The 16,831-nt window shown below is 60.0% G+C and carries 14 protein-coding genes; 8 read left to right on the plus strand and 6 right to left on the minus strand.

Annotated features, from left to right (window positions below; translation table 11 throughout):
* Positions 1-9: 9 nt before the first annotated feature.
* Positions 10-708, plus strand: a complete 699-nt coding sequence (lolD, locus tag OKB87_RS00085; RefSeq protein WP_016350915.1) for a lipoprotein-releasing ABC transporter ATP-binding protein LolD — start codon at positions 10-12, stop codon at positions 706-708.
* Entirely contained in the window at positions 708-1,949 is a 1,242-nt protein-coding gene (gene lolE, locus OKB87_RS00090; RefSeq protein ID WP_041217146.1) for a lipoprotein-releasing ABC transporter permease subunit LolE, read from the plus strand. Before lolD ends, lolE begins: the two co-directional genes overlap by 1 nt.
* Before the next feature lie 84 nt (positions 1,950-2,033).
* On the opposite strand, the gene yfbR is transcribed toward lolE, so the two are convergent.
* Both yfbR and OKB87_RS00100 read right to left on the minus strand, forming a co-directional pair.
* The gene (gene yfbR, locus OKB87_RS00095) at positions 2,034-2,624 is read right to left on the minus strand and encodes a 5'-deoxynucleotidase (RefSeq protein WP_029302888.1); all 591 of its coding nucleotides are present in this window, start codon (positions 2,622-2,624) and stop codon (positions 2,034-2,036) included.
* 73 nt (positions 2,625-2,697) lie between these two features.
* Entirely contained in the window at positions 2,698-3,132 is a 435-nt protein-coding gene (locus OKB87_RS00100; protein WP_011705879.1) for a YccF domain-containing protein, read from the minus strand.
* Positions 3,133-3,560: 428 nt separating this feature from the next.
* On the opposite strand from OKB87_RS00100, the gene tig reads away from it, so the two are divergent.
* The 6 genes from tig to ppiD all read left to right on the plus strand — a co-directional run bounded on the left by tig (position 3,561) and on the right by ppiD (position 12,076).
* Positions 3,561-4,871: a trigger factor gene (gene tig / locus OKB87_RS00105; protein ID WP_016350912.1), complete on the plus strand. Its 1,311-nt coding sequence runs from the start codon at positions 3,561-3,563 to the stop codon at positions 4,869-4,871.
* An 86-nt stretch (positions 4,872-4,957) separates the two neighbouring features.
* Positions 4,958-5,581, plus strand: coding sequence for an ATP-dependent Clp endopeptidase proteolytic subunit ClpP (gene clpP, locus OKB87_RS00110; RefSeq protein ID WP_005301526.1), 624 nt, complete (start codon positions 4,958-4,960; stop codon positions 5,579-5,581).
* A gap of 146 nt (positions 5,582-5,727) precedes the next feature.
* On the plus strand, positions 5,728-7,002 hold the full coding sequence (gene clpX, locus OKB87_RS00115) for an ATP-dependent protease ATP-binding subunit ClpX (RefSeq protein ID WP_005301524.1): 1,275 nt from the start codon (positions 5,728-5,730) through the stop codon (positions 7,000-7,002).
* 141 nt (positions 7,003-7,143) lie between these two features.
* Complete coding sequence (gene lon / locus OKB87_RS00120; protein WP_011705882.1) at positions 7,144-9,498, plus strand: endopeptidase La; 2,355 nt, start codon at positions 7,144-7,146, stop codon at positions 9,496-9,498.
* 240 nt (positions 9,499-9,738) lie between these two features.
* On the plus strand, positions 9,739-10,011 hold the full coding sequence (gene hupB / locus OKB87_RS00125) for a nucleoid-associated protein HU-beta (RefSeq protein ID WP_005315375.1): 273 nt from the start codon (positions 9,739-9,741) through the stop codon (positions 10,009-10,011).
* A gap of 151 nt (positions 10,012-10,162) precedes the next feature.
* On the plus strand, positions 10,163-12,076 hold the full coding sequence (gene ppiD, locus OKB87_RS00130; protein WP_270826077.1) for a peptidylprolyl isomerase: 1,914 nt from the start codon (positions 10,163-10,165) through the stop codon (positions 12,074-12,076).
* A gap of 226 nt (positions 12,077-12,302) precedes the next feature.
* Here ppiD and OKB87_RS00135 read toward each other — a convergent pair whose 3' ends face one another.
* The 4 genes from OKB87_RS00135 to OKB87_RS00150 form a co-directional block, all read right to left on the minus strand.
* Entirely contained in the window at positions 12,303-13,895 is a 1,593-nt protein-coding gene (locus OKB87_RS00135) for an ABC-F family ATPase (protein ID WP_011705884.1), read from the minus strand.
* A 236-nt stretch (positions 13,896-14,131) separates the two neighbouring features.
* Positions 14,132-15,787 carry a cation acetate symporter gene (locus tag OKB87_RS00140; protein WP_017408234.1) on the minus strand — a complete coding sequence of 552 codons (1,656 nt, stop codon included), beginning with the start codon at positions 15,785-15,787 and terminating at the stop codon, positions 14,132-14,134.
* Positions 15,784-16,095 (minus strand): DUF485 domain-containing protein, encoded by a 312-nt coding sequence (locus OKB87_RS00145; RefSeq protein WP_017408235.1) that lies wholly within the window; start codon positions 16,093-16,095, stop codon positions 15,784-15,786. Before OKB87_RS00145 ends, OKB87_RS00140 begins: the two co-directional genes overlap by 4 nt.
* A gap of 109 nt (positions 16,096-16,204) precedes the next feature.
* Positions 16,205-16,831, minus strand: coding sequence for a 3'-5' exonuclease (locus tag OKB87_RS00150; RefSeq protein WP_270826078.1), 627 nt, complete (start codon positions 16,829-16,831; stop codon positions 16,205-16,207).

Consider the following 16,831-nt stretch of genomic DNA (forward strand, 5'->3'; position numbering starts at 1 on the left):
GCCTCCTTTATGAATCAATCCGTCTCCTGCGAGCCGCTGCTGCGCTGTCAGGCCCTCAACCATGTCTACAAAGAGGGCGATCTGGAGACCCAGGTACTCAAGGGCATCGATCTTAGCGTGGCGCCCGGCGAGATGCTGGCGGTGGTGGGCAGCTCGGGCTCCGGCAAGACTACCCTGCTGCACCTGATGGGGGCGCTCGACAACCCCTCCAGCGGCGCCGTGCTGTTCAAGGGGCAGGACATCCATCGCTGGGACAGCCGTACCCAGGCGAAGTTTCGCAACCAGGAACTGGGTTTCGTTTACCAGTTCCACCACCTGCTCTCCGAGTTCACCGCGCTGGAAAATGCCGCCATGCCGCTGCTGATCGCCGGTGAATCGGTAGCCAGCGCGACCGACAAGGCGAGCCGGATGCTGGGGCGGGTAGGGCTCTCCCACCGTCTCAACCACAGACCGTCCGAGCTCTCCGGTGGCGAGCGCCAGCGGGTGGCCATCGCCCGTGCCCTGGTCAACGAACCCAGTCTGGTGCTGGCGGACGAGCCCACCGGCAACCTGGATCACGCCAGCGCCACCGCCGTCTATGAGCTGCTTTGCGAGCTCAACCGCGAGCTCGGCACCGCGTTCGTGGTAGTGACCCACGATCTCAGCCTGGCAGCCAAGCTCCATCGCCGGGTGACCCTGGTGAGCGGCGTGATGGCGGAGGTCGCCTGATGTTCAAACCGCTGCCCCTGTTTCTGGGCCTGCGTTACAGCCGCTCTCGCCGTCGCAACGGCTTCATCGCCTTTATCTCCGCCTCTTCCCTCATCGGCATCGCCCTCGGTGTGATGGCGCTGATCCTGGGGCTCTCCGCCATGAACGGCTTTGAGCGGGAACTCAAAAACCGGGTGCTCTCCGTGGTGCCCCACGGCGAGCTGATGGGGATGGAGGCACCGCTCCCCAACTGGCCCAAGCTGCGGGATTACCTGCTGGCCCAGCCCGGAGTGGAGGCTGCCGCCCCGGTGATCCGGCTCGACGGCCTGCTGGAGCACGGCAGTGCTCTCAAGGGGCTGCAAGTGCGCGCCGTGCTGCCGGAGCTTGAAGCCAATCTGTCCGATGCGGGCAACTACATGACGGGCCGCGGTCTGCGCGAGCTGGAAGCCGGCGAGCACGGCCTCATCCTCGGCAAGACCATCGCCGACAAGCTGGGGGTCAAGATAGGGGACACGGTCACCCTGCTGCTGCCCCAGGGCGGCGATGCCGCCGGCATCAAGAATCCGAAGCGCGAGTCTCTCACCGTGGTGGGGCTGCTCGAGATCGGTGGCCAGCTCGATGGTGTGCTCGGCTTCATGCATCTGGCGGATGCCCAGGCCATCACCGGCATGGGCAGTGCGGTGGAGGGTTTCAGCCTCAAGGTGAACGACGTGCTCAAGGCGCAGTCCATCACGGTGGCGGCTGCCCAGAAGTTCCCGCACTACGTCTATATCAGCAGCTGGATGAGCCGCCAGGGCTATCTCTATCAGGACATCCAGATGGTGCGCACCGTGATGTACGTGGTGATGCTGATGGTGGTGGCGGTGGCCTGTTTCAACATCGTCTCCACCCTGGTGATGGCGGTGAACGAGAAGCGCAGCGAGATCGCCATCTTGAAGACCATGGGGGCGAGCCCGGGACAGATCCGGCTCACCTTCGTCATTCAGGGGATGGTGAACGGGGTGGCGGGTGCCTTGCTCGGCGCCCTGCTGGGCGGCCTGCTCTCCAGCAAACTGACCCAGATCCTGGGAGGCATCGAGAAGCTCATTGGCCACCGTTTCCTCAACCCGGACATCTACTTCATCGACTTCCTGCCGACCGAGCTGCACATGCAGGACTTGCTCATCGTGACTGGCGCCGCCATCCTGATGAGCCTGCTGGCCACCCTCTACCCCGCCTGGCGGGCGAGCGGGCTGGTGCCGTCCCGCGAGTTGGGGCACTGATAAGCAGCATCTTGTCTGCTGATAAAAATGAAGGGCCCGCCGGTGCAAACCGGCGGGCCCTTCCGTTTGGGGTATCTGGCTGGTTCAGTGGGCGTTGAGTTCATCCAGCGGCAGCGAGAAGCTCGCCACGAAGATGTCGATGAAGTAGCGCATCTCGTCGCTCATCCGGGCCGCCAGCATCTGCTCGAGGCGCTTGCGCGCCGGCTCGAACTCCCGGTTGCCGGCATTGATCTCTTCGAGACACTTGGTATAGGCACAGAGGGTGTCGGCATCCTTCACCAGTTTGGCCAGCTCGCCATCCTGGGCTGCCGAATCGAGCAGCGGGCGAAAATCCTCGACCAGCTCCGGCGGCAACATGCCGAGCAGGCGCTGCTCGGCGGCCAGCTCAATCTTCTTGTATTCGCGGGCAATCTCGGGATTGAAGTACTTGACCGGCGTGGGCAGATCGCCGGTCAGCACTTCGCTGCTGTCGTGATAGAGCGCCATGACGGCGGCGCGATCGGCATCCACGCTGCCACCAAAGAGCCGGTTTTTGATGAGGCCGAGGGCGTGGGCCACCATGGCCACCTGCAGACTGTGCTCGGCGATGTTTTCGGGCTGGATGTTGCGCATCAGCGGCCAGCGATAGATGAGCTTCATGCGGGCGAGATTGGCGAAGAAGTGGCTGGGCAGCATGGATGACCTCGAAGATGGCAATGAAAAAGGGCAGACCCTAGTCTGCCCTTTTTTACGACTGGCGGCATCGCCTTCAGCGAATATAACGACCGGATTCGGCCTCCTGATTGGTGACGATCATCTGGCCGATGGGGGCCAGGCTGATGAGCGCCAGCTTGAGGTGCTGGATGCCGAACGGGATGCCGACGATGGTGACGAAGCAGGCCAGCGCCGAGGCGATGTGGCCGATGGCCAGCCAGATCCCGATCAGCACGAACCAGATGATGTTGCCAATCAGCCCCATAGTGCCGGTGCCCATGTCGCTCAGACCGGTCATGGTCTTGCGGTTGACCGCCTGCTTGCCGAACGGGAAGAAGGTGAAGGTGCCGATGACGAAGCAGGCACGTCCCCAGGGGATCCCGATGAGGGAGATAAAACAGATCAGCCCGGCCAGCCACCAGGCCAGCCCCATGAAGACGCCTCCCAGTACGAACCAGAGCAGATTGAACAAGAAGCGGAAAAAGGCCATGTCGGTAACTCCAGACTTATCAAGATGGCTGCAACCATAACGAGCGATGGTCATGGACGCAATGGTTGAAGGGGCGGGGTGGACAATTTGGGTCGCAGGGGGTGAAAAGAGACCGTTATGGAGGGATGTGAGGTGAAAAAGTAGGCTCTTGCACGAAAAAAGGTGAGCAAGTGCAAATTCTTGCGGCTTGTGTGCTTGAAGTCGGCCCCGCTATTCCCCATATAAGGGGCAGTTTGGCGGGAATTGTGCCATCCCCTGCCCGGTTGGGGGACGTGTGGCTCGACTCGATCAAAGTGCGCCGCTATAATGTCGCGTCATATTTTCTCATCACAAAGACAGTCGTTGTCTTTATAAACAGGAAGACTCCGGGCTTTGCCCAGGGGCAATAAAGGGTCAGCACGCAGTGCTGAGTTGAACGAGGTAGAAGAATGCAAGTTTCTGTAGAGACAACCCAGGGTCTGGAACGCCGTCTTACCATCACCGTACCGGCCGCTACCGTTGACGCCGCCGTGCGCAAAGAATTGAACGGCCTGGCCAAAACCCGTCGCATCGACGGTTTCCGTCCTGGCAAGGCTCCGGTTGCCATCATCAAGAAGATGTTCGGCGCCATGGCTCATGCTCGCGTTGCTGACGAAATGATGCAGAGCAACTTCATCAAGGCCATCATCGAAAACAAACTGAGCCCGGCCGGTGCCCCGACCATGGATCCGAAAGAGATCCAGGAAGGTCAGGACTTCGAATTCACCGCGACCTTCGAAGTGTACCCCGAGTTTGAAGTGGCTGGCCTTGAGACCATCAAGGTCGAGAAGCCGGTTGCTACCGTGAAGGATGAAGATCTGGCCAACATGATCGACACCCTGCGCAAGCAGCACGCTACCTGGAGTGAAGTGGATGCCGCCGCTGCCGATGGCATGCGTGTGACCATGGACTTCGTCGGTTCCATCGACGGTGAAGAGTTCGACGGCGGCAAGGCCGAAGGCTTCAACCTGGTTCTGGGTGCCGGTCGCATGATCCCGGGCTTCGAAGACGCCATCATGGGCAAGAAAGCAGGCGACGAGTTCACCATCGACGTGACCTTCCCGGCTGACTACCACGCTGAGAACCTGAAAGGCAAAGCCGCCAAGTTCGCTTCCAAGCTGAACAAGGTTGAAGAGCAGATCCTGCCTGAGCTGACCGAAGAGTTCGTCAAGCGTTTTGGTATCGAGAGCGGCAACGTTGAAGAGCTGAAAGCAGAAGTGCGCAAGAACATGGAGCGCGAACTGGCTCAAGCCCTGAAAAACAGCGTGAAAGAGCAGGTTCTGAACGGTCTGGTTGAAGCCAACCAGATCGATCTGCCGAAGGCTGCCGTTGCTCAGGAAATCGATGCCCTGCGTCAGCAGGCGCTGCAGCGTTTCGGCGGCTTCCAGGGCGGCAACGCTCCTGAACTGCCGGCCGAGCTGTTCCAGGGCCAGGCCGAGCGTCGTGTACGCGTAGGTCTGCTGCTGGGCGACGTGATCCGTACCAACGAGATCAAGGCTGATGAAGCGCGCGTCAACAGCATCATCGAATCCATGGCCACTGCCTACGAAGATCCGAAGGAAGTGATCGAGTACTACCAGAAGAACGAACAGATGCTGAACGGCGTTCGCAACCTGGCAGTTGAAGATCAAGCCATCGACCTGATCCTGTCCAAGGCCCAGGTGACCGAGAAGGAAGTTGCATTTGACGAAGTGATCAACAAGTCCGGTGCCGCTGCCTAAGAACATTTGACTTAAGGTCAAGACTGTTAAGTATAATGGCTCGTGTGATCTCCACTCGGGCCATTTTATTTTAGGGACAATGCCTTATGTACAAGAACTATAACGATGTGACTGAATCCCCACGCAATGCGCTCATCCCGATGGTGGTAGAGCAAACCGCGAAAGGGGAGCGTTCCTACGACATCTATTCTCGTCTGCTGAAGGAGCGGGTGATCTTCCTGACCGGTCAGGTTGAAGATCACATGGCGAATCTGGTGGTGGCTCAGCTGCTGTTCCTGGAGTCTGAAAATCCGGATCAGGACATCAGCATCTACATCAACTCTCCGGGTGGGGCCGTCACGGCCGGTATGTCCATTTATGACACCATGCAGTTCATCAAGCCGGACGTCAGCACGGTGTGCATGGGGCAGGCCTGCTCCATGGGTGCCTTCCTGCTGGCCGGTGGTGCCAAGGGCAAGCGTTTCTGCCTGCCCAATGCCCGCGTGATGATCCACCAGCCGCTGGGCGGTTTCCAGGGCCAGGCATCTGATATCCAGATCCATGCCCAGGAGATCCTGAAGATCAAGAATACCCTGAACGAGCGTCTGGCCTTCCATACCGGTCAGGACATGGCCACCATCGAGCGTGACACCGACCGTGACAACTTCATGTCGGCCGAGCAGGCTGTGGCCTATGGTCTGGTTGACGGTGTCCTGAGCCGCCGCGGCTGAGCCACGAGCTAGCCCGTACCATCGTCGAGGACATCATCTGGTTTGATGATGCCCTCAATCGGCAGATCAGGCATGGGCAGGGTGTTCCGGACTGTTGTAAACTCAACAGGACAATCCATCCTCTATTGATAAAACGAGGTTGCTGAATGACAGAAAAACGCAAGGGTGAGGGTGATAAGCTGCTCTACTGCTCTTTTTGCGGCAAAAGCCAGCATGAAGTGCGCAAGCTGATCGCTGGCCCTTCCGTCTACATATGTGATGAGTGTGTCGAGCTGTGCAACGACATCATCCGCGAAGAGATCCGCGAGATCTCGCCCAAGCGCGATGGTAGCGAGCTGCCGACCCCTCATGAAATCCGCGCTCATCTGGATGACTATGTGATCGGGCAGGAGTACGCCAAGAAGGTGCTGGCGGTAGCCGTCTACAACCACTACAAGCGGCTGCGCAGCGGTAGCGAGTCTGGTGGTGTAGAGCTGGGCAAATCCAACATCCTGCTGATCGGTCCGACCGGCAGCGGCAAGACTCTGCTGGCTGAAACCCTGGCCCGTCTGCTGGACGTTCCCTTCACCATGGCCGATGCCACCACCCTGACCGAAGCCGGTTATGTGGGCGAGGACGTGGAGAACATCATCCAGAAGCTGCTGCAGAAGTGCGACTACGACGTAGAGAAGGCCCAGCGTGGCATCGTCTACATCGACGAGATCGACAAGATCTCCCGCAAGTCGGACAACCCCTCCATCACCCGCGACGTGTCCGGGGAAGGGGTGCAGCAGGCCCTGCTCAAGCTGATCGAAGGGACCATCGCTTCCGTGCCGCCGCAAGGTGGTCGCAAGCACCCGCAGCAGGAGTTCTTGCAGGTTGATACCTCCAAGATCCTGTTCATCTGCGGTGGCGCCTTTGCCGGTCTGGACAAGGTGATCGAGCAACGCTCCGTCAAGGGCACCGGCATCGGCTTTGGTGCCGAGGTCAAGTCCAAGAGCGCCAAGGCGACCTTGAGCGAGAGCTTTGCCAAGGTGGAGCCGGAAGATCTGATCAAGTACGGTCTGATCCCCGAGTTCATCGGCCGTCTGCCGGTGGTAGCGACCCTGACCGAGCTGGACGAGGCTGCCCTCATCCAGATCCTGAAAGAGCCGAAGAACGCGCTGACCAAGCAATATGCCGCGCTGTTCGATCTGGAAGGGGTGGAGCTGGAGTTCCGTGACGACGCGTTGAACGCCATTGCCCGCAAGGCGATGGAGCGTAAAACCGGCGCCCGCGGTCTGCGTTCCATCGTGGAAGCCGTGCTGCTCGATACCATGTATGACCTGCCGTCGCTGGACGGTGTCAGCAAGGTGGTGATCGACGAAACCGTGATCAAGGGGGACTCCGCGCCCTTGATGATCTACGAAAATCCCGAGACCCAGGCCGCTGCATCAGAGTAAATGTCTGATTTTTAATCAAATGAAAGGGGCTTTTTGCCCCTTTCATGCTTTTTGCGGTTTCGGCGATTGAATCTCATCTAAGCGCCCCCATATACTCAGCCAAGCGCTTTGCCAACGGTATAACAAGCCGAGAGGACATATATGAACCTAGAGCGTTCAGAACGCATCGAGATTCCCGTCCTGCCTCTTCGTGACGTGGTGGTTTACCCCCACATGGTCATTCCACTCTTTGTGGGGCGGGAAAAATCCATTCGCTGTCTGGAAGCGGCCATGGAGCAGGACAAGAAAGTTCTGCTGGTGGCCCAGAAGGATGCGTCAACCGATGAGCCGACGGTGGAGGAGATCTTCTCCGTCGGGACAGTGGCCAATATTCTACAGATGCTCAAGCTGCCCGATGGCACCGTCAAGGTGCTGGTGGAAGGGGGCCAGCGTGCCCGTCTTGAGCGGATGATCGACGACCGGGACTTCTTCGTTGGCGAGGCGCAGTACATCGCCTCCAAGGCGATTGAGGAGAAGGACCAGGATGTGCTGGTGCGCTCCGCCATCGGTCAGTTCGAAGGCTATATCAAGCTCAACAAGAAGATCCCGCCCGAGGTGCTCACCTCGATTTCGGCGATCGACGATGCGGCGCGCCTGGCCGATACCATGGCCGCCCACATGCCGCTCAAGCTCGAAGACAAGCAGAAGGTGCTGGAAATCGCCTCCGTGTCCGAGCGCATCGAGTTTCTGATGGCCATGATGGAGTCGGAGATTGACCTGCTGCAGGTCGAGAAACGCATCCGCTCCCGGGTCAAGAAGCAGATGGAGAAGAGCCAACGCGAGTACTATCTCAACGAGCAGATGAAGGCCATCCAGAAAGAGCTGGGTGAGCTGGAAGACAGTCCGGATGAGTTCGAAGCCCTCAATCGCAAGATTGAAGAGGCCGGCATGCCGGAAGATGCCCGTGAGAAGGCGCAGGCCGAGCTTGCCAAGCTGAAGATGATGTCGCCCATGTCGGCCGAGGCCACCGTGGTGCGCAGCTACGTCGACTGGATGGTACAGGTGCCGTGGAAGGCGCGCTCCAAGGTCAAGAAAGACCTGGGCAAGGCGCAAGAGGTGCTGGATGCCGATCACTATGGCCTGGAGAAGGTCAAGGATCGCATTCTCGAGTATCTGGCGGTGCAGGCGCGCGTCAACAAGCTCAAGGGACCGATCCTCTGTCTGGTAGGGCCTCCCGGCGTGGGCAAGACCTCGCTCGGTCAGTCCATCGCCAAGGCCACCGGTCGCAAATACGTGCGCATGGCGCTGGGCGGGGTGCGTGACGAGGCGGAGATCCGCGGTCACCGCCGTACCTACATCGGTTCCATGCCTGGCAAGCTCATCCAGAAGATGGCGAAAGTCGGCGTGAAGAACCCGCTGTTCCTGCTCGATGAAATCGACAAGATGAGCTCGGACATGCGTGGCGATCCCGCTTCAGCCCTGCTGGAAGTGCTGGATCCCGAGCAGAACAACAGCTTCAACGATCACTATCTGGAAGTGGATTATGACCTGTCGGACGTGATGTTCGTGGCCACCTCCAACTCCATGAACATCCCGGGTCCGCTGCTGGACCGGATGGAAGTGATCCGCCTCTCCGGTTACACCGAAGATGAGAAGCTCAACATCGCCAAGCAGCATCTGGTCTCCAAGCAGATCCAGCGCAACGGCCTGAAAGAGTCCGAGATCACCATCGAGGATTCCGCTCTGGTCGGGGTGATCCGCTACTACACCCGCGAAGCGGGGGTGCGTAGCCTGGAGCGCGAGATCTCCAAGATTTGTCGCAAAGCGGTCAAGCGCATCCTGCTGGACAAGAGCATCAAGCATGTTCAAGTCAATCAGGCCAACCTCAAGGAGTTCCTCGGGGTGCAGCGCTTTGACTACGGCAAGGCCACCGACCAGAACCAGGTGGGTCAGGTGTGTGGTCTGGCGTGGACCGAAGTGGGGGGCGATCTGCTCACCATCGAGACCACCAACATGCCGGGCAAGGGCAAGCTCACCTACACAGGTTCCCTGGGTGACGTGATGCAGGAGTCCATCCAGGCCGCCATGACGGTGGTTCGGGCCCGTGCCGAGAAGCTGCGCATCAATGCCGACTTCTACGAGAAGCGCGATATCCACGTGCACGTACCGGAGGGGGCGACCCCGAAAGACGGTCCGAGCGCCGGTATCGCCATGTGTACCGCCCTGGTCTCCAGCTTGACCGGTAATCCGGTTCGTGCTGATGTGGCCATGACGGGGGAGATCACCCTGCGCGGCGAAGTGCTGCCGATTGGCGGTCTCAAAGAGAAGCTGCTGGCTGCCCATCGCGGTGGTATCAAGCGGGTACTGATCCCGAAAGAGAACGAGCGTGACCTCGAGGAGATCCCGGACAACGTCAAACAAGACCTTGAAATCTATCCGGTTCGCTGGATTGACGAGGTGCTGGAACTGGCGTTGCAGGACAATCCGCAAGGGTTTGAGCGCGTTTCTGTCGTGTAAATGTTGATGCGCCGCAAATTTGGCGCATTCGGGGGGCGGTTAAGGCTTGCATGCGCCGGATAACGGAAGTAGCCTTGACCACCGATCGGGTACTCATGATGAGTCGCAATGCGTGATGTGGCGCGGGTTTGCGCTAGATTGTCACTTGCAACTGATCAGGAGGCTTGCTATAAAACCTCCACTTGTTGTGGCCAGGGAAATCGGCGCCGCAGCGATGTTCGATAAAAGGGGAATATAAGAGTGAATAAATCTCAACTGATTGACAAGATTGCAGACGGTGCTGATATCTCCAAAGCCGCTGCTGGCCGTGCGCTGGATGCTTTCATTGACGCCGTGGGTGAAGCCCTGAAAGAGGGTGACCAGGTTGCTCTGGTAGGTTTCGGTACTTTCGCCGTGCGCGAGCGTGCTGCCCGTTCTGGCCGTAACCCGCAAACTGGCGCGACCATCGAAATCGCCGCTGGTAAAGTTCCTGCCTTCAAAGCCGGTAAGGCCCTGAAAGACGCTGTCAACTAAGCCGGGCGCTGATATCACATCGGCCACCGTCCTTGGTCACAGACCAGACAAGTGAGAGGGCTCTCCCTCATACTGATTGACCAAGGCGCATCGCAATCGGTGCGCCTTTTCATTATTTACGCCCATCGAGTTCGGGAGCATAAGTACAAACATGATGTTGGATAAACTACGCGAAGGGGCGCAGGGCAAGGTAGCCAAGGTTATCTTGGGCCTGATCATCCTCTCCTTTGCCTTGGCCGGTGTAGGTAGCTACCTCAACGGCCCGGCTCGTACCGCCCCCGCCACCGTCAACGGCAATGACATCAGCTCCGCTGCGCTGGAAAATGCCTATCGCAACGAGCGGGCCCGCATGGAATCCCAAATGGGGGAGTCTTTCAGCCAGTTGGCCGCCAATCCTGACTACATGAAGCAGTTCCGCCGTGGCGTGCTGGACCGTCTGATCGATCAGGCCCTGTTCGACAGCAAGGCCCGTGAACTGGGTCTGCGCGTCAGCGATGAGCAGATCAAGCAGGCCATCGTCGCCATGCCCGAGTTTGCCGAAGATGGCAAGTTCAACAACGATCGCTATCTGCAGCTGATCCGCCGTGCCGGCATGACCCCGGAGATGTTCCGTGACTCCCTGCGCCAGGACATGGTTCGCCAGCAACTGATGGGCGCCCTGCTGGGCACCGAGTTTGCACTCAAGGGTGAAGCCGAGCAACTGGACAAGCTCTACAACCAGACTCGCGATCTGCGTCTGGTGCGCCTGGCCGCATCTGCCTACCTGGGGGACGTGAAAGTCTCCGATGAAGAGGTGGAGCAGTACTACAAGGCCAACAGCAGCCACTTCATGAATGACGAGCAGGTCAAGGTTGACTACCTGCTGCTGGACGCCGCCACCCTTGGCAAAGACGTCAAGGTGAGCGAGCAGGATGCCCAGGATTACTACGATCAGCACCAGGATCTGTTCCAGCGTGCCGAACGTCGTCATGTGGCTCATATCCTGATCCCGTTCGGCAAGGATGAGAAAGCCGCCGAGCAGAAGGCCGAGGCCGTGCTGGCCAAAGCCAAGACCGGTGACGATTTCGCCGCGCTGGCCAAGGCTGACTCCTCCGATACCTTCTCCGCCAAAAAAGGCGGCGAGCTGGATTGGTTCGAGAAAGGGGTGATGGATCCGGCGTTCGAGAAGGCCGCGTTTGCACTGACCAAGGCCGGCGATCTCTCCACCGTGGTGAAGAGCCCGTTCGGTTTCCACGTCATCAAGCTGCTGGGGGTTGAACCGGCCCAGACCAAGCCGTTTGCCGATGTGAAAGCAGAGACCATCAGCCGTCTGCAGGCGGACAAGGCCAAGGAGCTGTTCTTTGCCGAGCAGCAGAAGATGGCCGACAGCAGCTTCGAGAACCCGGATTCGCTGGACTTGACCGCCGACACCATGGGTCTCAAGGTGCAGTCCACCGGTTACTTCAGCCAGGCTGATGCACCGGCACCGCTGAACGATCCCAAGGTACTCTCCGCCGCCTTCTCCGAGCAGCTGCGCGATGACAACACCAACTCCGATGTGATCGAACTGGCGGATGGCAAGGCGCTGGTCATGCACATCACCGGTCACCAGCCGAAAGCGGCCAAACCGCTGGCGGAGGTGAAAGACCAGGTGATTGCAGCCATCAAACACGACAAGGCCAGTGAAGTGGCTCGTGGCAAGGCGCAGGGTCTGCTGGACAAGCTCAAGGCTGGCGAGAATATCCAGGCCGAGCTGACCGCGCTGGGGCTGAAGGTGGAGAATCATGACGGGGTAGCCCGCTTCGCTCAGGATCTGGATCAGAACCTGGTGGCGCAGGCCTTCCGCATGCCTCATCCGGTTGACGGCAAGCCGAGCGTCGAGCTGGTGACCGAAGCCAACGGCGACCGCGTGGTGGTGGCCCTGGACAAGGTGACTGTCGCCAAGGAGCCGTCCGGCATGGCCAAGCTGCTGCAAGGCCAGCTGGGTCAGGGCAAGGCTCAGGTGAGCTACAAGTCTCTCATCGACGAGCTGCGCAAGTCTGCCAAGATCGAGTACTTCACCGATGTGGAAGCCACGGTCGAATAAGTCGAACCGACCCCAATCCATGTGAAAACGGCCCCTTGATGGGGCCGTTTCTTTATCTGCAAGGCGCCGTTCGGTCTCCCTCCTGGCGGGATGACAATCCGGTCCTGGCAGGGGGAAGGGGATATGACACTCGGGATGATCCGCATCGTCCGGCAGATATCGCAGGCATAAAAAAACCGGCACTCAGGTGCCGGTTTTCATTGACGGGATGTGCGGGCAGGGGGGGTTACACCACACCCTGAGTACGCAGGTAATCCTCATAGGTGCCACCGAAGTCGCGGATGCCATCTTCAGTCAGCTCCAGGATGCGGGTCGCCAGGGAGGAGACGAACTCACGGTCGTGGGAGACGAAGATCAGGGTGCCCTTGTACATCTCCAGCGCCAGGTTCAAGGATTCGATGGATTCCATGTCCAGGTGGTTGGTCGGCTCATCCATGATCAGGATGTTGGGGCGCTGCATCATCAGCTTGCCAAACAGCATGCGGCCCTGCTCACCACCTGACAGCACCTTGACCGGCTTCTTGATGTCGTCCTGGGAGAACAGCAGACGGCCCAGAACGGAACGTACCGCCTGCTCGTCTTCGTTCTCCTGTTTCCACTGGGCCATCCAGTCGAACACGTTGAGATCGGTGTCGAAGTCCTCGGCGTGATCCTGGGCGTAGTAACCGATCTGGGCGTTTTCGGACCACTTGATGGTGCCGGTGTCCGGTGCCAGCGCGCCCACCAGGGTTTTGATCAGGGTGGATTTACCGATCCCGTTGGTACCCAGAATGGCGACCTTCTCGCCCACTTCCAGCATCATGTTGAGGCCCTTGAACAGCGGAGCCTCGCCATAGCCTTTGGAGACGCCTTCGATCTCCAGGATGTTGCGGTAGAGCTTCTTCTCCTGCTCGAAGCGGATGAAGGGGTTCTGCCGGCTGGAGACCTTCACTTCCTCAATCTTGATCTTGTCGATCTGCTTGAGGCGGGAGGTGGCCTGGCTGGACTTGGAGGCGTTGGCGCTGAAACGCGACACGAAGGATTGCAGATCGGCGATCTGGGCCTTCTTCTTGGCGTTGTCGGCCAGCAGGCGCTCACGGGCCTGGGTGGCGGCCGTCATGTACTCGTCGTAGTTGCCCGGGTAGACGCGCAGCTCGCCGTAGTCCAGATCCGCCATGTGGGTACAGACGGAGTTCAGGAAGTGACGGTCGTGAGAGATGATGATCATGGTGCTCTCGCGATCGTTGAGCACCTGTTCCAGCCAGCGAATGGTGTTAATGTCCAGGTTGTTGGTCGGTTCGTCCAAGAGCAGGATATCGGGGTTGGAGAACAGCGCCTGTGCCAGCAGCACCCGTAGTTTCCAGCCTGGCGCCACTTCGCTCATCGGCCCGTTGTGCTGCTCGATGGGGATGCCGGCACCCAGCAGCAGCTCGCCTGCGCGGGATTCGGCGGTATAGCCGTCATACTCGGCGACCAGGCCTTCCAGCTCGGCGGCCTTCATGTAATCGTCGTCGGTCGCTTCCAGGTTGGCGTAGATGGCATCGCGCTCGGCGATGGCGGCCCACAGCTCGGTGTGACCCATCATGACCACGTCCAGTACGCGCATCTCTTCGTAGGCGAACTGATCCTGACGCAGCTTACCGATACGTTCGTTGACGTCCAGGCTCACATTACCGCCAGTGGGCTCCAGATCGCCGCCGAGGATCTTCATAAAGGTGGACTTGCCACAGCCGTTGGCACCGATAAGGCCGTAGCGGTTGCCGCCGCCAAACTTGACGCTGATGTTCTCAAACAGCGGCTTGGCGCCGAACTGCATGGTGATGTTGTTACTCGAAAGCACTGGAATGTCCCGGTTGATCTGTCAAATGGCGCGCATTATGGCACAGATCCCCCGAAAGTTTTAGCAAGAACTGTGATCCGGGCCTATTGCAGGGGGGGATAGAGATGATGATGACGAGCGCTCGCGCACCCTGGCGGCGATGGCCGCATCGTTCCGATTGCAACGGGCGCTAACTACTGCCTCTTTGCATGAAAAAAGCCGGCCCTGAGGCCGGCTTGCAACCGTCAATCGAAGGTTCAGTGGGAGCTGGCGCTGGCTGCCCCCAGTCCGGTCTGGGAGCGAACGAACTGCGGGAAGAACTTGGCGTGCTCGTCGAGCGCATTTTGCGACTTGTCGGTGACCGAGAACAGCCAGATCCCGACGAAGGCTACCGCCATGGAGAAGAGGGCGGGGTACTCGTAGGGGAAGATGGCCTGAGCATGGCCCAGCACCTTCACCCACACGGTCGGGCCCAGGATCATCAGGCTGACCGCGCTCACCAGCCCCAGCCAGCCGCCGTAGACGGCGCCACGAGTGGTCAGGCGAGACCAGAACATGGAGAGAAACAGCACCGGGAAGTTGCAGCTGGCGGCGATGGAGAAGGCGAGCCCCACCATGAAGGCGATGTTCTGCTTCTCGAACAGGATGCCAAGGCCGATGGCCACCACACCCAGCACCACAGTGGTGTACTTGGAGACGCGCAGCTCGTCGGCTTCGTTGGCCTTGCCCTTCTTGATGACGCTGGCATAGAGATCGTGGGAGACCGCCGAGGCACCGGCCAGGGTCAGCCCGGCTACCACCGCCAGGATGGTGGCAAACGCCACGGCGGAGATAAAGCCGAGGAACAGACTGCCACCCACCGCATCGGCCAGGTGGATGGCGGCCATGTTGGTGCCGCCCAGCAGGGCGCCGGTGGCATCCTTGAAGTCCGGATTGGTGCTGACCAGCAGGATGGCGCCAAAGCCGATGATGAAGGTCAGGATGTAGAAGTAGCCGATAAAACCGGTGGCATAGAACACGCTCTTGCGCGCTTCCTTGGCGTCACTCACGGTGAAGAAACGCATCAGGATGTGGGGCAGGCCGGCGGTACCGAACATCAGGGCCAGACCCAGCGAGATGGCGGAGATGGGATCGGCGACCAGGCCGCCCGGGCTCATGATGGCGATGCCCTTCTCGTGCACCTTGACCGCTTCACTGAACAGGGTGCCGATGTCGAAGTTGACCGACTTCATCACCATGATGGCCATGAAGCTGGCACCGGAGAGCAGCATCACCGCCTTGATGATCTGCACCCAGGTGGTGGCCAGCATGCCGCCGAACAGCACGTAGAGCACCATCAGAATGCCGACCAGCACCACGGCCACATGGTATTGCAGGCCGAACAGCAGCTCGATCAGCTTGCCGGCGCCCACCATCTGGGCGATGAGGTAGAGGGCGACCACCACCAGCGAGCCGCTGGCGGAGAGGGTGCGCACCTCGGTCTGCTTGAGGCGGTAAGAGGCCACGTCGGCAAAGGTGTACTTGCCGAGGTTGCGCAGCCGCTCCGCGATCAGGAACAGGATGATGGGCCAGCCCACCAGAAAGCCGATGGAGTAAATCAGGCCATCGTAGCCGGAGGTGTAGACCAGCGCGGAGATGCCGAGGAAAGAGGCGGCGGACATGTAGTCACCGGCGATGGCCAGGCCATTCTGGAAGCCGGTGATGCGCCCGCCGGCGGCGTAGTAGTCGGAGGCCGAGCGGTTGCGCTTGGAGGCCCAGTAGGTGATGAACAAGGTGGCCGCCACGAAGATCACGAACATCACGATGGCGGAGATATTGAGCGGTTGGCGATGGACCTCGCCGGTCAGCGCATCGGCTGCCAGCAGGGGGGAGGAGGCCAGCGTGGCCAGCAACAGCAGAGACTTGCCTTTCATGATTTGGCTCCCTTGAGGATCTTCTGGTTCAGTTCGTCAAACTCGCCGTTGGCCCGAAACACATAGATGCCGGTCAACACGAAGGAGGAGACGATGAGGCCGACGCCGACCGGAATGCCGCGGGTAATGGTGGACCCTTCGCTCAACGGGGTGCCCAGCCAGCCGGGGGCGAAGGCGATGAGCATGATGAAGGCCAGATAGAGCCCCAGCATCAGGATGGAGAGGGACCAGGCAAAGCGCTGGCGCTTGGCGACCAACTCCTGGAAGTTGGGATCTTGCTGGATCCGAAGATACGGTTGCTGTTCCATTGCAGTGCTCCATGACATTGAGTGTCGGCGGTGAATGAAGGGAGGTCCCTACCGAGCAGTAGGGCTGCTCATGTAAGCAAAATGTGAATCAAATGTTATTTGTGGACAATTAGACTTTGGGATAAGCCAGTGACCCGCCCCGGGTGAGGCGCAAGAAGATGAGGGCGGCAGTGATGGCGTCACTCAGGGGGTCGTGGGCGGGCAGGGCCGGCAGGCCCAGGTGGCTGCTGATGGCGGCCAGATGCAGATCGATGGCGGCATCGGGATAGCGGCGATAGAGGTGATCGTGGTAGAGCCGGCTCACCTCTATCCCGCGCTGCGCCAGGGTCAGCCCCCAGCATCGCTGGCAGGCAAGATTGAGGATCCGCAGGTCGTAGGCGATGTGGTACCCCACCAGTTCGCGCGGGCCGATAAAGGCCAGAAGCAGGCGCAGCGCGGCCTCCAGCGTCATGCCCTGTTGCAGATCCTGATGGCGCAGGCCGTGGATCACCACCGAATGTTCGCTCAGGCTGGCTGGCGCTTGCACCCGGATGGACAGCGCCTCGCCGGTCAGCACCCGGTTGCCCTGGATGCGCACCGCGCCGATGGCGACGATTTCGGCTTGGGCCGGGTCCAGGCTGGTGGTCTCGAAGTCGAGGGCCACCCACTCGTCGGCGGGCGGATCGGCATAGAGCGGGGTAAACGCCGGATCTTGAACGCGGCGACCATGCCAATGGCGGCGCAGGCGGCTCAACAT

It is taken from the genome of Aeromonas sp. Y318-1 (genome assembly GCF_027706125.1).
In the GTDB taxonomy this organism is placed as follows: domain Bacteria; phylum Pseudomonadota; class Gammaproteobacteria; order Enterobacterales; family Aeromonadaceae; genus Aeromonas; species Aeromonas hydrophila.

Excerpts from the sequence above, each read along its gene's own strand:
- lolD (WP_016350915.1), top strand. The coding sequence starts at position 10 with ATGAATCAATCCGTCTCCTGCGAGCCGCTGCTGCGCTGTCAGGCCCTC.
- lolE (WP_041217146.1), top strand. The coding sequence starts at position 708 with ATGTTCAAACCGCTGCCCCTGTTTCTGGGCCTGCGTTACAGCCGCTCT.
- yfbR (WP_029302888.1), bottom strand. The coding sequence starts at position 2,624 with ATGCTGCCCAGCCACTTCTTCGCCAATCTCGCCCGCATGAAGCTCATC.
- OKB87_RS00100 (WP_011705879.1), bottom strand. The coding sequence starts at position 3,132 with ATGGCCTTTTTCCGCTTCTTGTTCAATCTGCTCTGGTTCGTACTGGGA.
- tig (WP_016350912.1), top strand. The coding sequence starts at position 3,561 with ATGCAAGTTTCTGTAGAGACAACCCAGGGTCTGGAACGCCGTCTTACC.
- clpP (WP_005301526.1), top strand. The coding sequence starts at position 4,958 with ATGTACAAGAACTATAACGATGTGACTGAATCCCCACGCAATGCGCTC.
- clpX (WP_005301524.1), top strand. The coding sequence starts at position 5,728 with ATGACAGAAAAACGCAAGGGTGAGGGTGATAAGCTGCTCTACTGCTCT.
- lon (WP_011705882.1), top strand. The coding sequence starts at position 7,144 with ATGAACCTAGAGCGTTCAGAACGCATCGAGATTCCCGTCCTGCCTCTT.
- ppiD (WP_270826077.1), top strand. The coding sequence starts at position 10,163 with ATGATGTTGGATAAACTACGCGAAGGGGCGCAGGGCAAGGTAGCCAAG.
- OKB87_RS00140 (WP_017408234.1), bottom strand. The coding sequence starts at position 15,787 with ATGAAAGGCAAGTCTCTGCTGTTGCTGGCCACGCTGGCCTCCTCCCCC.
- OKB87_RS00145 (WP_017408235.1), bottom strand. The coding sequence starts at position 16,095 with ATGGAACAGCAACCGTATCTTCGGATCCAGCAAGATCCCAACTTCCAG.
- OKB87_RS00150 (WP_270826078.1), bottom strand. The coding sequence starts at position 16,831 with ATGTTGAGCCGCCTGCGCCGCCATTGGCATGGTCGCCGCGTTCAAGAT.